The following is an 18565-nucleotide window of genomic DNA, read 5'->3' on the forward strand; positions in this document are numbered from 1 at the left end:
TGAGGTAATTGATTGTTTTTTAAGAAGCAGAATTCATGGTTTGACGGCTTAGCCGGCTGACGCCCTCTTCGGCTTTTTGCCGGACTACGTCAATCGTCTGTTTACTATGGGCCAGCTGTTGCATGGCGTTCATCGCCCGCTTTTCCTTAATGCCCACCAGTAACTCGATCAGGGTAATCTGAACGTTGGCATCCGTCTGCGATTTCAGCGACTGAATCAGGGCTTCCCGTACGCCCGGCTCGTTCTCGAAACTGACCAGTGCCTGACAGGCTGCCAGCCGGACATTAACATTGTCGTCAGCATTCATCGTGTTGATAAGCAGCTGGGTAATGTCTTCATTTACCTCCGGCAGCTCGGTACACTGATTGACGGCCAGAATCCGATCGCTGGCCGATGTATTGGCTTGCTGGGTTACCGCCAGCACATTTTTGATGCCAGTGGCCTGGCCATTGTCGGCTACTGTTCCGGCCGGCGAGCCGGTATATAACCGGCCTGCCGCGAAGCCCAGCAGGAGCAGGGCCAGACCGGCTGCAATCCGCATGCTCCAGCCACCCAGCCGGTGGATAACATCGGTTTTCGTCAGCTTTGCCGCAATCCGCGTGCTGGTGCCGAGGGACGGGTGTTCGGTCCGGGCATCGGAAGCGTAGCGGAAGATACCGGCGTCCGGCGCTTGCTGAGGCGTCTGCGGACCGGAAGCAAAGTACTGCTTCAGCCATTGTTCTTCCTCCAGCGTAGTTTCTCCTGCGTAGTATCGGGCCAGTAAGGCGTCAATATCCTGATGATTCATAGTTAAGAACTTTAGTATAGCTGTCGCGGACGGATTTACGGGCCCTCGACAAAGCCACACGAATATTATTAATCGACATGCCGGTCACTTGCTCAATCTCCTCAAACGAATACTCTTCCACGTCGCGCAAGTGCAGAATCAGCCGCTGCTGCTCCGGTAATTCCTGAATCAGCCGCCGGACTACGGCAACGGTGTCTGCCGATTCCGTAACCTGATGGGGCGTGCCGATGTGTGCCTGCACCATACTCAGGTCTGCATCGTCAGTCCGGCGGGCATATCCATGCGATTTCAGTTTGTCCAGACACAGATTGCGGGTCATCTGAACAGCCATGGCCTCTACACTGTGGTACTGGTCCAGCTGCTGCCGGTTTGTCCACAGTTTCAGTAAAACATCCTGCAGGGTATCCTCGGCTTCTTCGCGGTTCCGCAGAAAAAGCTTTGCCAGCCGGAAAAGCCGGCCCTGTACGGGAAGTATTTGTTGTTTAAAGGTTTGCAGGTCCATGTCTGTGTAAAAGACGAGCAGCACAGGCAAACATTACAGCTGCGATGAAAAAAAACAAAAAAAAATCAGCGAGGCTGTTACAATACAGGAAGTAGCCGTATTTACGTTAAACGTAAATCTAAGAAGGGAGTTTCATGCGTATATATCCGGTAATAGTTACAGTATTTTCTACTGACAGTGCAACCAACCGCCCGGATTAAGACTCTCTCTGGTAAACAAAACACAAATACCTTGAACCCATACATCTATCGACCGTACAACCATACCCATATGAAGCTCAACTACCCACAAAAACAATACTTTGCCGTTTATTTCCGGCAGGGTAATTATCATTATTTCCCGTGTCAGACCATAGATGAAGGCATGCGGTTGCTGAACGAACAAACCCATCAGGCCGGTGAGTTACCGATCGGCGTTTTTGATCCGGTTAATGATGCATTTGAATGGCATCCGGTTAAGCTGGTACAGATTAATCAGTTCAGCATGGAACACCACGACCGGCTGATTGACCATATTCTGATGCTCTGCAAACGGCTGACAACTCTGGCCTGAAGCGGCCTTTTTTCGGGCTGCATCCTGAGAAGAATCTATTGTACATATAGCCGATTCGCTGACCAATAAGAGGTAGTTTTTGTACTTTATCGTTATTGGTGAATCATTGTGTGCTATAAATGAGTTATTTAGGTGAAAGGTTTATTCAACTATAGATGGAGGGTAAGCCGATGTTCAACTAAATAATACCTATATGCAGACAATTCGGATTAACTGGAAAGGCCATTTACAGGCACTGCGGTCGATGTCTAATTGGCTATTTTCGACGCAGTCAGTGTACGCGTTTGTAAACAGAAATGAGCCGGCTTTTGAAGCGCTGGCCCGTTTAACGACGCCACATGGTGGACGGATTTTTTAACAGAAACGAATAGATTAATCTTTGGAAAGAGCCTCAGACGGGGCTCTTTTTCTTTTTTTCGGCCGTTCAGTCAAAAAAAATCAAACATTAAAATCCGGTTAAAGCTTATTCCCGTAAGAAGTGCTATTACCCAATTCAAAAATTCCTTTTAACTATTTCAGATGATGTTTACAGCGAAAACAATTCAGCGCTTTGCCACACTTACGGTGCTGGCGGGTATGTTGCTGGGCGTAAACGCCTGCCGGGATGCCTCCTTCCAACCTGACGCACAGACAAACGGCGCTGCCAGAACACCTGGCAATACCGTTGCCTACGTGTTGACAGATGGTAATCAGCTCCTCCAGGTCAGTACTGATAATCCGGGCTCACCGGCTGCTACCATCAGCGTAACTGGGCTGATGATGGACGAACGCCTGACGGCGATTGACTTCCGGCCGGCTACCGGTCAGCTTTACGGGGTGACCAACCAGAGCCGGATTTACATGATTAACCACATGAACGGGATGGCCCGTGCGCTGAACAGCACGCCATTTACACCGGCCATGACCGGCGACGTGACGGCGTTCGACTTTAACCCGACGGTAGACCGCATCCGGCTGGTGACCAATCAAGGTCAGGATCTGCGGCTGAACCCGGAAACTGGTCTGGTGGTGGCTGTCGATGGCAACATCAATGGCGTACCGGGCGCAGCGATCAATGGCGTAGCCTATACGAATAACTTCTCAGGCGCTACCACGACAACCCTGTATGATATTGATCCGGTAACCGATAAGCTTTACAAGCAGGATCCGCCGAACAACGGTACGCTGAGCGAAGTGGGTCCGCTGGGTGTGAATATCATCGGTGCGGGCGGGTTTGATATCTCGCCAGGCGGGGTGGCACTGGCTGCGCTTGGCTCGACCGGCGGCAGTCCGGTGTTGTATGAAATCAACCTGTCAACCGGTCAGGCAGAGGCTATCGGCAACCTGCCGAACAGGAGCATCATCGGCCTGGCTATCCCGACTGATCCGGTGGCATATGCTGTTGACGGCTTCAACCGGCTGATGATCTTCAACCCGCTGAATCCGGGTACACCGATTGTAAAAGCCCTTACCGGCCTGCAATCAGGTGAAATGATCGTCGGTATCGACTTCCGGCCAGCTAACTCGCAGCTGTATGCCTTGAGTAGCGGCAGCCGGATTTATACGATCAATGTCTCGAACGGAGCGGCTACGGCTGTTGGTTCGCCATTCTCGCCGGCTCTGTCGGGTATTGATGTCGGCTTTGACTTTAACCCGACCGTAGACCGGATCCGGGTGGTAACGAGCACGGGTCAGAACCTGCGGCTTAATCCGGATAATGGAACGGTAGCAGCTGTGGACGGTTCACTGAATCCGGGTATGCCAACGGTAACCGGCGCGGCATATACCAACAACTTTGCGGGAGCAACCACGACAGTTTTATATGATATTGACGCAAATACCGACCGTCTGGTGCGTCAGGATCCGCCGAATGCCGGTGGGCTGGTCGACGTAGGAGCCTTAGGCTGGAATGTTGAAGGGGCGAACGGATTTGATATTACGGGAACAACAGGAACAGCCTATGCGCTGCTGCGTATGGGTACTGTGACGAAAGTGTGCCGGATTAATCTGGCAACAGGCGCGGCTACCCCAATTGCTGATTTCCCTGCGCCGGTTCAGGCCATGGCAGTCGGCTTAGGATTTTAAAGTCGAGTTGGGTTTACGCGTGTTTAGATGCGTTAGAAAGCAAAACGGCCGCCGGAACTTCCAGCGGCCGTTTTTTATGGGTATGCCGTTTGGTTAGCGGCTCAGATACAAATTGCGCTCTGCATAAACTTTCTGGAAGAATTCATCTTCCAGATCGTCGATAAAGTAAATGCCTTCACCGGTCGATTTCATTTCAGGGCCAAGCTCCTTGTTCACGTTCGGGAATTTGTTGAACGAGAACACCGGAATCTTGATGGCATAGCCTTGTTTCACCGGGTTGAAATTGAAATCCTTCACCTTCTTATCGCCCAGCATCACTTTCGTGGCGTAGTTAACATAAGGCTCCTGGTAGGCTTTACAGATGAACGGCACCGTCCGGCTGGCGCGCGGGTTGGCTTCGATCACGTAAACCACTTCATCCTTGATGGCGAACTGAATATTAATCAGACCAACGGTTTTCAGTGCGATGGCGATTTTTTTCGTGTACTCTTCAATCTGGCGGATTACGTTTTCGCTCAGATCGAAGGTTGGCAGCAGGGCATAGGAGTCGCCCGAGTGGATACCGGCCGGCTCAATGTGTTCCATGATACCGATGATGTACGCGTCTTCACCGTCGCAGATGGCGTCGGCCTCGGCTTCAATGGCATTTTCGAGGAAATGGTCAAGCAGGATGTTATTATCCGGAATGTCGCTCAGGATTTTCATCACGTGCTGCTCCAGTTCCTGTTCGTTGATCACGATCTTCATGCTCTGGCCACCCAGTACGTAGCTCGGGCGTACCAGCAGCGGGAAGCCAAGTTCCTTCGCCAGGTCAATGGCGCCTTCTGATTCACGGACCGTACCGAACTTAGGATACGGAATCTCCAGCTTACGGAGCATCTCCGAGAAATGACCGCGGTCTTCGGCCAGATCAAGGGCTTCCCAGCTGGTACCGATGATCTTGATGCCGTAGCGGGTCAGCTTCTCGGCCATTTTCAGGGCCGTCTGCCCACCCAGCTGTACGATCACACCTTCCGGTTTCTCGTGCATGATGATGGCGTGTACGTGCTCCCAGAATACCGGTTCGAAGTACAGCTTATCAGCAATGTCAGGATCAGTTGATACCGTCTCCGGATTACAGTTGATCATGATCGTTTCGTAGCCGGCTTCCTTAGCCGCCAGAACGCCGTGAACGCATGAGTAGTCAAACTCAATACCCTGACCGATCCGGTTCGGACCGGAACCCAGCACAACCACTTTCTTGCGGTCGCTGGCTACCGATTCGTTACCCGGCAGCGACGAAACCGGCTCCGGACGATCGGTGGTGATCGGTACCTGGTTGTTGAATGTGGAGTAGTAATACGGTGTTTTCGCCTCAAATTCGGCCGCGCAGGTATCTACACATTTGAATACGCGGCGAATATTATGCTGCTGGCGGTATTCGTATATCTTACTTTCCCGTACCTGTAGCAGGTGTGCCAGCTGGCGGTCGGCATAGCCTTTCTGCTTGGCGGTGCGGAGCAGCTCCGGCGGCAGATCGTCCAGATCGTATTTCTCAATTTCGCGCTCCAGCTCGATCAGCTCTTCAATCTGCCGCAGGAACCACTGGTCAATTTTGGTCAGTTTCTGGATGGTCCGGAACGACATACCGGCCTTGAAGGCGTCATAGATATGGAACAGACGGTTCCAGCTCGGATTGGCCAGGCTCTTTTTCAGGGCTTCCTGGTCCGCCAGCTCGCGGCCGTCGGCACCCAGACCATTGCGGCGGATTTCCAGCGACTGGCAGGCTTTCTGCAACGCTTCCTGGAAGTTCCGGCCGATACCCATGGCTTCACCCACGGATTTCATCTGTAAACCCAGTGACCGGTCGGCGCCCGGGAATTTATCAAAGTTCCAGCGCGGAACCTTTACAATTACGTAGTCAATGGCTGGCTCGAAGAACGCCGATGTTGTGCCCGTAATCGGGTTAATCAGCTCGTCGAGGTTGTAGCCGATCGCCATTTTCGCGGCGATTTTTGCAATCGGATATCCGGTTGCTTTTGACGCCAGGGCCGATGAGCGGCTCACGCGCGGGTTGATTTCAATGGCAATGATGTCGTCGGTTTCCGGATTTACCGAGAACTGAACGTTACAGCCACCGGCAAACTTGCCGATACCGTCCATCATCATGATGGCCAGGTCACGCATTTTCTGGTAGAGCGTATCCGGCAGCGTCATGGCAGGCGCCACGGTGATACTGTCTCCCGTGTGAATACCCATCGGATCGAAGTTTTCGATCGAACAGATAATGATGAAGTTACCGTTACCGTCGCGCAGCAGCTCAAGCTCGTATTCTTTCCAGCCCATTACGCTTTGCTCAACGAGCACTTCGTGAACCGGAGAGGCGTGCAGACCAGCCGTCAGCGCTTTGTCGAAGTCTTCAGGGTGCTGAACAAAGCCACCGCCGGTACCACCCAGTGTAAATGACGGGCGGATAACAAGCGGGAAGCCGATTTCCTGCGCAATTTCCTTACCTTCGAGGAACGAGCGGGCCGTGCGGCCTTTACAAACGCCTACGCCCAGTTCGAGCATTTTTAACCGGAATTTCTCCCGGTCTTCGGTCGTTTCAATCGCTTTGATATCTACCCCGATGATCTGGACATTGTATTTTTGCCAGATACCGGCCTTGTCACAATCGATCGCCAGGTTCAACGCAGTCTGGCCGCCCATAGTAGGCAACACGGCATCGATGGGGCGACCCATTTCCTGATGCTTCTTCAGAATCTCAACAATGGATTTCTTTTCGAGCGGTTTGAGGTAGACATGATCCGCGTTAATCGGATCGGTCATGATCGTGGCCGGATTAGAGTTAATCAACGACACCTCGATACCCTCTTCACGTAGCGAACGGGCTGCCTGCGAACCAGAGTAGTCAAATTCACATGCCTGACCGATAATGATGGGACCAGAACCGATAATCAGGACCGAGCGGAGATTGGGATTTTTGGGCATTTTTCAGCGAGACCTTGAAAAACGAATAATGAACGTTTGAAAAAAGTACAATAATGTACTTTGATTGTCAGCTACCTGGATCAGGTAAGGCTAAAAATCCCGCAAAATTAGTGGATGCAGCCGGAAATAGGAAGCCGGAGCCGGTAAAAACTTACAAACTTGTTGCAGAATCGGATTTCGGCCGTCTGCAACAATAAAAAATACTATTTCTTATTTTTAATGTGGAAACCTGCCTGATATGCAACAACGACTATCCACTCAACTGGTTTTGCTGGTAGCGGCTTGCTGGTTCTGTTTCAGCTGCGGCAGCGATGTACGCCCGAAGCTGCGGCGCTACGAAGAAAACCCCGACGATATTCAGAAAAATCCGCTGCCCGAACCAAAACGGCTCTTTCTGGACAATGGCAAGGTGCGGCTGGGCATCGACCTCAATGCGGGTGGTGCCATTACGTACCTGGCTGAGGGAACATCAGGGGTAAATATGGTAAATAATGCGGATTTGGGCCGGCAACTGCAAACCAGCCTGTATTCGGGGCCAATCCCGTACAGTGTGAATGGCAAAGACCCGGTGACCAAATGGATCGGCCTTGGCTGGAATCCCGTGCAGACCGGCGACGTGCACAATAACCCGGCGCAGGTAATCAGCCACCAGCAGACCGGCAACACGCAACTCTACGTTAAAACCATCCCGAATATCTGGCCGCTGCTGGCCGAACCCGCCGACTGTGTCATGGAGCACTGGATCGAACTCCGCGACAATACGGTGCATGTCCGCAGCCGTACCACCATCAACCGTACGGATACAACCCAGTACGAAGCCCGTACGCAGGAGGCACCCTGTGTGTACCTGAACGGACCGTATACCCGGATTATCACCTACACCGGACTGAAACCCTTTACGAACGACGCTGTGAATGAGTTTAAACCCGATCATGGCATTACCGACCGGTATGCAACCGAAAACTGGACGGCGCTGCTCAATGCGTCGGGGCGGGGGGTGGGCCTATACCGTGCCAATGAGTTTCGCTTTATAACGGCGTACTTCGGCGCTCCCGGCGTGGGAACCGAATATGACGAATCGAGCAGCTACATGGCGGCGGTGCCGTTTGAAGTGCTTGACCACAACCGTGTCTATGAATTTGAGTATGACCTGATCGTCGGGAGTCTGGACGATATCCGGCAGTTTGCGTACCGACAAACGCGCCCGGCAACGATACCCGACTTCCGGTTCTCCGGTACCCGCGCCCGTTGGTTTTACTATAACACCCGTGACACCGGCTGGCCAACCGGCAATGAGCTGACTGTGCGCTGGGCCCGCACCGATACGACCAAGGCAAGTTTTCAGCTCAAAAGTCCGGCTGTTTACTGGAACGCCACGGATGTGCCGGTGCTGGAAATCGAAGCGGCGTTCTCGACACCGGCAACCGCTGCCCGGTTCATCTGGCGGCAGCCCGGCGACATAGATTTTCTGTCCCTGCCTACACGCACGTTCGATTTCCCGATTACCGGCGACGGGATTTACCGGACCTACCGGATCAGTCTGGCCGGTAAAGCAGGCTGGCAGGATATTATCAGCCAGATCGGGCTGGAGCCAACGCCCGGGCAGCCGGCGCGATCCAATGCTACTGTAAAAATCAGGCGGATCGGACTGGGACGCTGACGGAAAGGCCGCTCACGAAGGTCTGTGCTGCGGCGGTCGCCGAACCCGTTTTTCATTGTATCTTTACCGGTACAATGGGTAAACGGTTTATGAAACAATGGGTATCGCTGCCGGGGATGGCAGTGTGTGTGATGGTGATAGGGTATCTGACAGGATGCAGCGATGAAGTCAGGCCCACAAACCGCCCTAAACCGGTGACGCCGGTTTCCAGTACGACACAGGTTGCCAAGGGCGGAGATGGTACCGGAACCGGTACGACAGACCCGACAACGCCTCCGGGACAGACCACAACAACTACGCCCGGTCAGCCGCCCGTACCACCACCCCCGCCACCGCCGCCGACCCATATTTTTCTGTGGAACGGCAAAATCCGGCTTGGCATCAACCTGAATGCGGGCGGCGGCATTACCTACCTGTCGGATGGCTGGAACGGCGAAAACATGGTGAACAACTTCGACCTCGGCCGTCAGTTACAGACCAGTATTTACTCGGGGCCGATTCCGTTTACGCCCAATGGCAAGCAACCGGTCGCTAAATGGTGGGCCCTGGGCTGGAACCCCGTGCAAACCGGCGATGTCTACAATAACCCCTCACTCGTTGTTACGTCGCAGCAGATTGACAGCACCCGGCTGTATGTAAAAACGGTTCCCTACATCTGGCCATTGCTGAAAGAGCCTGCCGAATGTATTATGGAACACTGGATTGAGCTGAAAGGCAATAACGTCCATGTCCGCAGCCGCACAACGATCAACCGGCGCGATACAACCCAATACGAAGCCAGGGCGCAGGAATTGCCCTGTGTCTATCTTAACGGACCCTATTACCGGATTGTGAGTTATACGGGTATGCAGCCGTTTACCAACGATGCCGTTACCGAATTTACGGGTGAGAGTGATCTGACACCCCGCTATGCCACCGAAAACTGGACAGCCCTGCTCAACAAGGAAGGTAAGGGCGTCGGGCTGTATACACCGGATCAGTTTCGGTTCGTGACCGGTATGTTCGGGCGGATGGGAACCGGTAATGAATATGATGTGCAAAGCAGTTATATGACCTCAGCGCCGATTATTGTCATGGGCTATAACGAAGTCTTCGACTATGAGTTTGATCTGGTGGTGGGTACATTACCCGACATCCGGCTGTTTGCCCAGATGCAGCCCAGAGCTTCCATTGCACCCAATTACCGGTTTACGCGCAACCGGCTCGGCTGGCATTACTACAATACCGTTGATCAGGGCCAGCCGGACAATGAGCTGGTAATTCAATGGGGCCGCCGTGACTCTACCAAAGTGAATTTTCAGGTAAAAAGCCCGATGGTGTTCTGGCGGGCCGGAAATGTGCCGAAAGTGTATGTGCAGGCGGCCTTTAAAACGCCGGCTAATACGGCGCGGTTCAGCTGGCGGAAGCCGGAAGACGGCGATTTTCTGGTACAGCCCGAACGCTACGTTGATTTCCCGATCACCGGCGACGGCGAAATGCGGGTCTACGAAATTGATTTAGGCAGCCGTGCGGGCTGGAGCGGGGTTGTTTCGCAGGTTGCGCTGGAAGCATCGCCGCGTTCGTTCAGTTCCGCTGAACGCAGGGAAGTGCTGAAGCTCCGGAGCGTTACGGCAGCAAGGCCTTAAAACCTCCCCGGAACAATACCTTTACGAAGGCAGTAAGGCGGGTAGCCACAGGTCAACGCGGGTGCCTGGCAAACAGTCGGTGGTTTCGACGCGGATCGCTTGCCGGTACAGTTTCTGATAAATAGCTACCCGTCCCGCCGTAACACGCATCCCCATCGACCGGAATGCTTCGGGGCGTTGGGCATTTAGCCGCGCGGAGGCTTCCCGCCCGATACCGTTATCCTGAATACAGATATGCATCTCTGCACCGGCAAGCCGGAGGGTAACGGTCAGTACGCCGGTTGTGGGGTCGGGCAGGTGGCGCAGGCCGTGCAGAATGGCATTTTCTACAAAGGGCTGTAACAGCAAAGGCGGAATCTGGTAAGGCCGCTCCTCCAGCTCCGGACTCACCTGAATCTGGTACCGGAAGAGGTTATCGAAGCGCTCGGCTTCCAGACCGATGTATAAATCAAGCAGCCGGATTTCCTGCGACAGGGCAACCAGCCGGCTTTCGGAGTTTTCGAGCGTAAGCCGGATCAGCTTCGAAAAGCGTTGCAGAAACCGTGATGCCTGCCGGTTACGGTCGGTCAGGATGTAAGCATCTATGGTGTTCATGCAGTTAAAAACGAAGTGCGGATTGATCTGGGCCCGCAACGCCCGCAGCTCGGTTTCGGTTTGCAGGCGTGCCAGTTCGGCCCTCGCCTGTTCGTCGCGCCAGATGCGGATGCGCAGCCAGGCAATCAGGGATACGGTAAGCAGCAGCAGTACCACCAGCAGCGCCCGGTACCAGCGTGTTTTGGTGAAGGCGGCCGTGACCTGTACCGGAATCCGGCGGGTGGCTAAAACCTGACCCGACTGGCCGAGGATATCAACCAGCAGCACGAAATCACCGGCGGGTAGGTTGGTGTAGCGGATCGTGGCCGGATTTCCCGTACGCTGCCGGTTTCTGTCGTAGCCGCTGAGAATATAGCGGAACGAATGACTGTTGGGGGCTACAGGGTCCGGTATCACCCAGTCGAGCGATAGATCTTCCTGACCCGGCTGCAAGGCAATGCCGTTGCCGGTATGGGCCGCTGCTAGCTGGCCGGCATCGGTCCGGTTAGCAATCGTAACATTCGTGAGTTGCAGGTTTACAGGCGGTTCCGTGCTTCTGCTGCCCGGATCGTATACAAACAAACCGGCCGGACTGCCGAAATACCACTGCTTACCGGCCGCCTGCATGGCTGCTGCGGGAATGTAGTTGCCGGGCCGGATACCATCTGCCCCGGTAAAATGCCGCGATAACTGCCCTTGTCTGTTACCTTGATAAAGTCCGTTTGTTGATAAATACCAGGTATGTCCCTGATCAGGCAGCAGGCCGTTCAGCGGGTGGGGGGTGCGGTAAAGTTTTCCCTGTAATGTGCTTTTGTGGAACCGGAAAATCCCCTGCCCGCAGGCCATATTAAGCGAATCGGTCTGGCCGGGAACGGCCGTAATCTGCTGCCCGAGAAGGTCCGTCCGCTGCTTTGCGGTCCGTTTCCAGTTGCCCCGGGCTGTGCGCCTGAAGGTATAGATCAGATTCCCGTATTCACTCAGGACAACTATCGTCCGGCCATCAGGGTCGGCGTAGGCAGCTGTGTTTACAACCGCGGCGCCGGGTATATCGGCAAAGTCAACCGGTTGCCAGGTGAGCGGAGCATCCGGATGCAGGGTCAGCGTAAAGGCACCGTAATACGTATTAATCCACCATGTATCCGTACCGGCCGGAACAATGGCAAATACCTGGTCGGCCGGGAAGTTGCCGGGAAAGGGTAGCGGCTTGGGCTGTCCCGTCAGGGTATTGACCAGAAATAAGCCGTGGCTGGTACCGGCTAGCGTTAACGGTTTGCCGGTGACCGGTTGCAGGCAGGTGATGCCTGTAAGACGGTTCAGCAAGGTTGCCGGTGCGGCAGTTGTGGCTGACTTTACCAATCCGTAGGGTGTTCCCAGCAGCAGCGCTTCGGGCCCTGCCTGACAAAGAGCACTAACGGTTTCGTCGGGCAGGTGCAGGCTGCCTGCCTGTTGCGGCCCATATACCTGCCGGAAGGGGGTCGGTTGCAGCGAACCGTAACTTACGCCGCGCCCGTTATTCAGTGAGCAGATAATAAGGCCTGTTGAGTCAACAAATGTCCGGTTTACGTTATCACCGGCAATGCTTTGCAGGTTGGCACGCTGTACGGTATAGGAGGCGTAAAAGCGCCTGGATGCGGTATTAAAAAGCACTAGCCCGCCGGTTGCGGAACTGACTGCCAGCTGCGCTTTACCGAATGCGGTCAGGTGGTTAATGGTACCCAACGGTTGCCGGAGCTTATCCGGCTGATAACGCCGGAATTGAGCGGTGGCGGTGTTCAGCCGGATAAGTCCTGCATCGCCGCCTGCCCAGACAATGCTGTCGTTTTCAGGAACGAGCCAGTAGGATACCGGAAATACCGGTTCCGGCAGGGTAGCCGACCCGGCATTAAAGAACAGTTCCGGCGGCAGTACGCGCCCGTTCTTCACCAGACGTTTGACAATCCCGCCCTGATCGGACCGGCTATACAGGGCTTGCAGGGGACGGAACGGTTGCTGTGGATAGGGGATAACGCGGTCGGTCAGTTCAGTACCGGGGCTACGGAATAAGACCCGTAAGGTCTGGATATTGATGGTAAAAACGCTCCATTTGGCCGGATAGAAAAACCAGAGTTGTTGCTGATTGTCGATGTAAAACGGCGCAATCCAGCCGGCGGCCAGGCCGGTAAGGGCCGGTGGTAGTTGAATAAGCGTAAACCGGTCACGGGTATAGGTGTACCGGAACAGGCCACCTCCTGTACCCACCCACAAATTCCCCGACTGGTCTTCATGAATCGCATTAATGGACTTTCCCGCCAGTTCGCTCAGGTATGTACGGGTGCGGCTGCCGTCGAACCGGACCAGACCGGCGTTGGTACCAATCCAGACAAAGCCCCGTGAGTCGCGGAAAACGAGTTCAGTGGTATTGCTGGGCAGGCCATTATCAACGGTAAGGTGCTGAAACCGGACGTCGGCCCGGGCAGACAACCCATAAAACAGCAGACAGGCGAGCAGAAAAACACGCATGATACAGAGGAATGAAATCGCGGGGACCTTAACTTCCCGTAAGTATAGCTATATTTCGGGGTACTCACTAACCGGCAGGATTTGTGGCAGTTTTTACCGCTATTTTGGTCGATGACGAGCGGCCAAGTCTTGATGCACTCGTTGCTAAACTGGGCTTTGTTGCGCCCGATATTGATATTCTGGGCAGTTATTGCGTGGCACAGGAGGCACTGAGCGCTGCCGAACGCCTGCAGCCGGACCTGATTTTTCTGGATATTGAGATGCCGGGTATGGATGGCTTTACCTTTCAGGAACGGGTTCGTTCGTGCGGCGCCGAAATTATGTTCACGACGGCCTACCAGCACTATGCCATTCCGGCCTTACGGGCCTATGCGTTTGATTTCCTGCTGAAACCGGTCGATGAAGACGAGCTGGCCGGCGCCCTGGAACGCTTTCGCCATAAGAAACGCGAACAGCGTCAGCAGGTGGCTGAACAAAAGCAGAACCAGTCTGTTGCCGTATTGCAGAAAATCGCTGTGCCGTCGGCGCGGGGAATGATGTTTGTGCCGCTGGCTGATGTCGTTTATCTGGAAGCGCATAAAAACTACACGATCTTTCACCTTACCGGGAAGCGGCAGCTGGTGGCTACCCGCACGCTGAAGGAATATGAGCTGCTGCTCGAAACCCAGGGCTTTTTCCGGATTCATCATGCGGCGGTGATCAACCTGCAACACCTCACAGAGTATATCCGCGGCGAAGGCGGCAGTGTCATTCTTTCGGACGGCAGCGAGGTTGAAGTGGCCCGCCGCCGCAAGCAGGAGTTTTTAGCGCGTTTAGGTTAAACGAGAAATTACGGCTGTTTTATTTGGTCATTCGGCCGGATTTCCGTCATTTTGTAGTAGTTTACTCAATCTAAGCAAAACTCAATTCGACCCCGAATGGCTGTTCCTACCCTTACCCCTAAAACCAAAACGACTGCCCAGCACTTAATCAGCCTGCCGGTGATCGTGGCGGCGCTGGGCTACTTCGTTGATATTTACGATTTATTACTTTTTGGTATTGTTCGTGTGCCCAGCCTACAGGACTTAGGGCTTAGCGGCGATCAGATTTCAGAAGTAGGCACCCGGATTCTGAACTGGCAGATGGGTGGACTGCTCATCGGCGGTATCATCTGGGGGGTACTGGGCGATAAAAAAGGCCGGTTGTCGGTGCTTTTCGGCAGTATCATCACTTACTCGCTGGCCAACATCGCCTGCGGGTTTATCGCCGACGTGACGTTCATGGACCCGACCGATTACTATGCCTACATGCGGTTTGTTGCCGGGATCGGTCTGGCCGGAGAGCTGGGCGCTGGTATTACGCTGGTTTCCGAAGTATTGCCGAAAGAGCTTCGGGCTATTGGTACCTCGCTGGTGGCCGGTGTGGGGCTGTTCGGCGCGGTCGTAGCCTACTTTACCGTTGAGCTGTTCGACTGGAAAATGGCGTTTTTCGTGGGCGGTCTGATGGGTATTGGCCTGTTACTGCTACGGGTAGGCGTTATCGAGTCGGGGATGTTCAAAAATGTGACCGAGCAACAGCACGTTGAGCGGGGGAATTTCCTGGCATTTTTTACAAGTACTGACCGGATGTCACGCTACCTGAAATGCATCGGTATCGGTTTGCCGACCTGGTTTGTAATCGGGATTCTGGCCACGTTCAGTAATGAATTCGGCAAAGCATTCGGTATCAGCGAGCCGATAAAACCTGGTCTGACGATCATGTGGACGTACGTCGGGCTGGCCTTTGGCGATTTGTCGAGCGGGGTAATCAGCCATGCGCTGCACTCGCGTAAGAAGGCCGTCTCACTGCTGATGGGGCTGACGCTGGTCGTTAGTTTGTTCTATCTCTATGGCGGGCTGAAAAGTGCGGCTACGCTTTACGGAACAGCCCTGGTGCTGGGCTTCGGCATCGGCTACTGGGCGATGTTCGTGACCATCGGCGCCGAGCAGTTCGGTACTAACCTGCGGGCTACGGCGGCAACAACCGTTCCGAACATGGTGCGCGGGCTGGTGATTCCGATGACGCTGACCTATCAGGCGTTCAAACCGTCGATGGATATTATTAATGCCGGTGCGCTGGTTGGCCTGATCGCCTTTGTCGTAGGCTTTTATTCCATTCTGACCATTCCGGAAACGCACGGCAAGGACCTGAATTACCTGGAAGAATAACAGTAGGATGCTTATATAACAAAGGCGGCTACCTGGCATCAGGTAGCCGCCTTTGTTATGCACCTGTATTACGCCAGTACCTCGTTTACCGTAGCCCGGACGCCTTTGTTCAGCATACTGAACAGATAGCCCGATACGGCATCAACCCAGCCAGGCAGCGCCGACAAGTCTGCTTTCCAGAACTCTTTATCCGAACAAACCTTTTCAACAAATGCCCGTACAGACGCTTCATCGCCCGTCTGAACAGTTGGCCAGATGCCGTAGTAGTAGGCCGCACGGTCATCTTTAACCGGATAATTCAGCAGCCCGGCCGCTACATCAACTTCGCCGTAGAAAGTGCCTTTGTCTTCGTGCGTTACCTTCATAAAACGCAGATAAGCAGCGAAACCAAGGGCGAAGCGGTCAGGTACTTTGTTGAAAAGTTCATAGTAACGCTGTAACGTAGTTACGTTCCGCGCCTGCATTTTGGCCGACTCCTGCACGGTAATGTTCAGCAGGAGGTGTTCAATACTCGGGTTACGGAAGCGGTCCAGTACTTCGTCGGCAAACTCTTTCACCAGCGCTACATCGTCGGCCGGAACCGTCGGTACGATTTCCTGCTGCATCACCTCTTCGATAAACCGGCTTGTCAACGGATCATCCATCATGTCGAGGACAATTTCGTGGCCGAGGAGGTAAGCCAGTGGTACGCTGATGGTATGGCTGCCGTTCAGCACGCGGAGTTTGCGCTCACGGTAGAACGTAATGTCTTCGTCGATAACAATGGTATTCGGGTTGGCACCGGCAAATGACAGGATTTCTTTCACACGGTCGTCGCCTTCGATGGCCCAGAGGTGATAGGGTTCCGTCATGGTCAGCAGATCATCTTCGTAGCCAAGTTCTTCTTCAATCTGCTTTTTAATGCCTGCTTCCGGTTTGCCGGGTACAATGCGGTCGACCAGCGAGTTGCAGAACCGGACGTGGAATTTAAGCCACTTGGTAAAGAGCTTGCCCAATTCGTTGTGAGCCGCTAACCGCTCGACCAGATCCCGCAGTTTCAATCCGTTATCGACCACCAGCTCGGTCGGGATAACGACCAGCCCGCGGTTGCGTGAGCCGCCGACATCCTTAAACCGCTCATACAGGAACGCTGTCAGCTTACCGGCAAATGATTGAGGAGGATTCTGGAAAATACTCTCCTCTACATATTGTAAGCCAACTTCAGTGGTATTCGACACGATGACGCGCAGACTCGGGCTTTTGGCCAGATTCAGGATGTCGCGCCATTCGGTTTGCGCCGACAGCACACGGCTTACCGACGTTACCAGCGTATTCTCACTGATGCTTTGTCCCTGCCGTACACCACGCACTGCTACCGAATACAGATTATCCTGCCGGGCAAACTCATCGGTTGTACCGCCGGTTGATTTAACAATAACAACCGAACCATTGAAAAGACCCTGCTTATTAGCCTTATCAATTTGATAGTCAACAAGTCCGCGCAGGAGCACGCCCGTGCCGAATTGTAATACACGTTCCGGATTTGAGGAAACAGGGTGGGTTGTACGATTAAGTTTGGTCATAGTCAACATTCGAATTGAGGGCATAAAATTAGACAGCTATACCTGCTAACTCTTCTGCACTTACCGGCTCCAGCTTCGGCAATAAAAAGTGTATAATAATCAACGCTACTAAATAAGCACAACTTGCGATAATAAACATGGGCAAATAGCCAAAAGCTGTAATTATTCGCCCCGATTGCTGGGCCAGCAAAATGCCGCCCACCGCTCCCGACATGCCACCAATGCCCATCACGGAACCGACGACATTTTTCGGGAACAAATCCGAAGCAAACGTATACATATTGGCCGACCAGCCCTGATGAGCCGCGGTTGCCAGCGAAATCAGGGCAATGGCCATCGTAAGGCTATTTGTCTGTGCGACCGTGAAAATCGGCAGTACACAAAGCGCACAAAAAAGCATGGTCGTTTTGCGGGCACGGTTCGCCGACCAGCCCCGGTGCATAAACTGGGTGCTGAGCCAGCCGAAAAAGATACTGCCCGCATCAGACACCACGTAGATGATCAGGAATGGCAGGCCGAAGCTGCTCAGGTCAAGTTTCTGGTCGAGCGCATCGTTCGAGTTAAAAAAATCGGGTAGCCAGATCATGTAGAAATACCAGATCGGGTCGGCCAGAAACTTACCGATTACCAGTGCCCAGGTTTGTTTATAACTCAGCAGGTTAAGCCATGAAATTTTCTCGGGGGCCTGCGGGCTGTCGTCCCGTTGCCGGATGTATGCCAGCTCGGAAGGGGAGACGGCATTGCTGTATTCCGGGCGGGTATACGTCCGCCACCACAGGATGAGCAGAAAAAAGCCCAGCATACCGGTGACAAAAAACGAGCTGCGCCAGCCAAAGTGCAGAATCAGGTAAGGCACCAGCAGCGCCGTCAGGATAATACCAACGTTGGTACCGGCGTTGAACAGGCCGTTGGCAAAGGAACGCTCGTGCTTTGGAAACCAGATGGATACCGTTTTGATGGCCGACGGAAAGTTGGCTGCCTCACCGATGCCCAGCACGGTTCGGGCCAGGGCCAGTCCGGAAATAGACTGCACAAAGGTTGTCATAACGCCCGCAATGCTCCAGACCAGAATTCCCAGCGAAAAACCGCGCTTGGTGCCGATCCGGTCGATCAGGTAGCCGATGGTCAGCAGGCCCAGGGCATAGGTAAACTGGAACGCCGCCACTACATCGCCGTACTGAATCCGGAACCGGTCAATGGCCTCGGGCGTCAGCAGTTCGTCGGGGCCGAGGCCAAGCATTTCGCGCCGGAACAGCTCGTCGGTCATCGTGAACGACAGCACCTGCCGATCAATATAGTTGATCGTAGTAGCCAGGAATAAAACGGCAACAATTCGCCAGCGATAAGTGCCGGTGGGCGCGGTATTTTGCATGAAAAACAAAAGGCAATCTTTACCTCCAAAGCCGAAAGCTGTACTGTTTTACTGATCTACGAGCAGAAGAAGAGGGGCCCGGCAAGGGAACGGGTGTGGTTAAAAAGAGACAGAATATGGGGTAAATTACGCAGGATTGGCGTTTTTGTCAGACAGGATTACAGGATTAACAGGATTGTTTTCACTGATAAATCCTGTCAATCCCGTAATCCT

Annotated in this window: 13 protein-coding genes; 7 read left to right on the forward strand and 6 right to left on the reverse strand. The window is 53.8% G+C overall.

What is annotated here, in order from left to right:
• Positions 1-19 precede the first annotated feature (19 nt).
• The gene (locus AC23NW_RS08090; protein WP_487448792.1) at positions 20-787 is read right to left on the reverse strand and encodes a HEAT repeat domain-containing protein; all 768 of its coding nucleotides are present in this window, start codon (positions 785-787) and stop codon (positions 20-22) included.
• The gene (locus tag AC23NW_RS08095; protein ID WP_293843845.1) at positions 768-1289 is read right to left on the reverse strand and encodes an RNA polymerase sigma factor; all 522 of its coding nucleotides are present in this window, start codon (positions 1287-1289) and stop codon (positions 768-770) included. The genes AC23NW_RS08090 and AC23NW_RS08095 overlap by 20 nt, the downstream gene beginning before the upstream one ends.
• Positions 1290-1559: 270 nt before the next feature.
• Here AC23NW_RS08095 and AC23NW_RS08100 point away from each other — a divergent pair, with 270 nt between their 5' ends.
• From AC23NW_RS08100 to AC23NW_RS08110, 3 genes are all read left to right on the forward strand, one after another.
• A complete protein-coding gene (locus AC23NW_RS08100) occupies positions 1560-1841 on the forward strand; it encodes a hypothetical protein (protein WP_487448795.1) in 282 nt (93 codons plus the stop codon).
• Positions 1842-2034: 193 nt separating this feature from the next.
• Positions 2035-2199: a hypothetical protein gene (locus AC23NW_RS08105; RefSeq protein WP_293843839.1), complete on the forward strand. Its 165-nt coding sequence runs from the start codon at positions 2035-2037 to the stop codon at positions 2197-2199.
• A 161-nt stretch (positions 2200-2360) separates the two neighbouring features.
• Complete coding sequence (locus AC23NW_RS08110; RefSeq protein ID WP_487448797.1) at positions 2361-3905, forward strand: DUF4394 domain-containing protein; 1545 nt, start codon at positions 2361-2363, stop codon at positions 3903-3905.
• Positions 3906-3998: 93 nt separating this feature from the next.
• Here AC23NW_RS08110 and carB read toward each other — a convergent pair whose 3' ends face one another.
• A complete protein-coding gene (carB, locus tag AC23NW_RS08115) occupies positions 3999-6875 on the reverse strand; it encodes a carbamoyl-phosphate synthase large subunit (protein WP_293844438.1) in 2877 nt (958 codons plus the stop codon).
• A 238-nt stretch (positions 6876-7113) separates the two neighbouring features.
• Here carB and AC23NW_RS08120 point away from each other — a divergent pair, with 238 nt between their 5' ends.
• Together AC23NW_RS08120 and AC23NW_RS08125 are read left to right on the forward strand one after the other, a co-directional pair.
• Positions 7114-8535 carry a hypothetical protein gene (locus AC23NW_RS08120; RefSeq protein ID WP_487448798.1) on the forward strand — a complete coding sequence of 474 codons (1422 nt, stop codon included), beginning with the start codon at positions 7114-7116 and terminating at the stop codon, positions 8533-8535.
• Between the two features lie 89 nt (positions 8536-8624).
• Entirely contained in the window at positions 8625-10160 is a 1536-nt protein-coding gene (locus AC23NW_RS08125) for a hypothetical protein (protein ID WP_487448800.1), read from the forward strand.
• Between the two features lie 21 nt (positions 10161-10181).
• Here AC23NW_RS08125 and AC23NW_RS08130 read toward each other — a convergent pair whose 3' ends face one another.
• Complete coding sequence (locus AC23NW_RS08130; protein WP_487448801.1) at positions 10182-13232, reverse strand: sensor histidine kinase; 3051 nt, start codon at positions 13230-13232, stop codon at positions 10182-10184.
• Between the two features lie 83 nt (positions 13233-13315).
• Here AC23NW_RS08130 and AC23NW_RS08135 point away from each other — a divergent pair, with 83 nt between their 5' ends.
• Complete coding sequence (locus AC23NW_RS08135) at positions 13316-14053, forward strand: LytR/AlgR family response regulator transcription factor (RefSeq protein WP_293834191.1); 738 nt, start codon at positions 13316-13318, stop codon at positions 14051-14053.
• 96 nt (positions 14054-14149) lie between these two features.
• The gene (locus tag AC23NW_RS08140) at positions 14150-15418 is read left to right on the forward strand and encodes an MFS transporter (RefSeq protein WP_487448802.1); all 1269 of its coding nucleotides are present in this window, start codon (positions 14150-14152) and stop codon (positions 15416-15418) included.
• A 68-nt stretch (positions 15419-15486) separates the two neighbouring features.
• Here AC23NW_RS08140 and AC23NW_RS08145 read toward each other — a convergent pair whose 3' ends face one another.
• A complete protein-coding gene (locus tag AC23NW_RS08145; RefSeq protein ID WP_487448804.1) occupies positions 15487-16980 on the reverse strand; it encodes a tagaturonate reductase in 1494 nt (497 codons plus the stop codon).
• A 28-nt stretch (positions 16981-17008) separates the two neighbouring features.
• Positions 17009-18352 carry an MFS transporter gene (locus AC23NW_RS08150; RefSeq protein WP_293834188.1) on the reverse strand — a complete coding sequence of 448 codons (1344 nt, stop codon included), beginning with the start codon at positions 18350-18352 and terminating at the stop codon, positions 17009-17011.
• Between the last annotated feature and the right edge of the window lie 213 nt (positions 18353-18565).

The sequence above is a fragment of the Arsenicibacter sp. R0_47 genome, assembly GCF_057652235.1.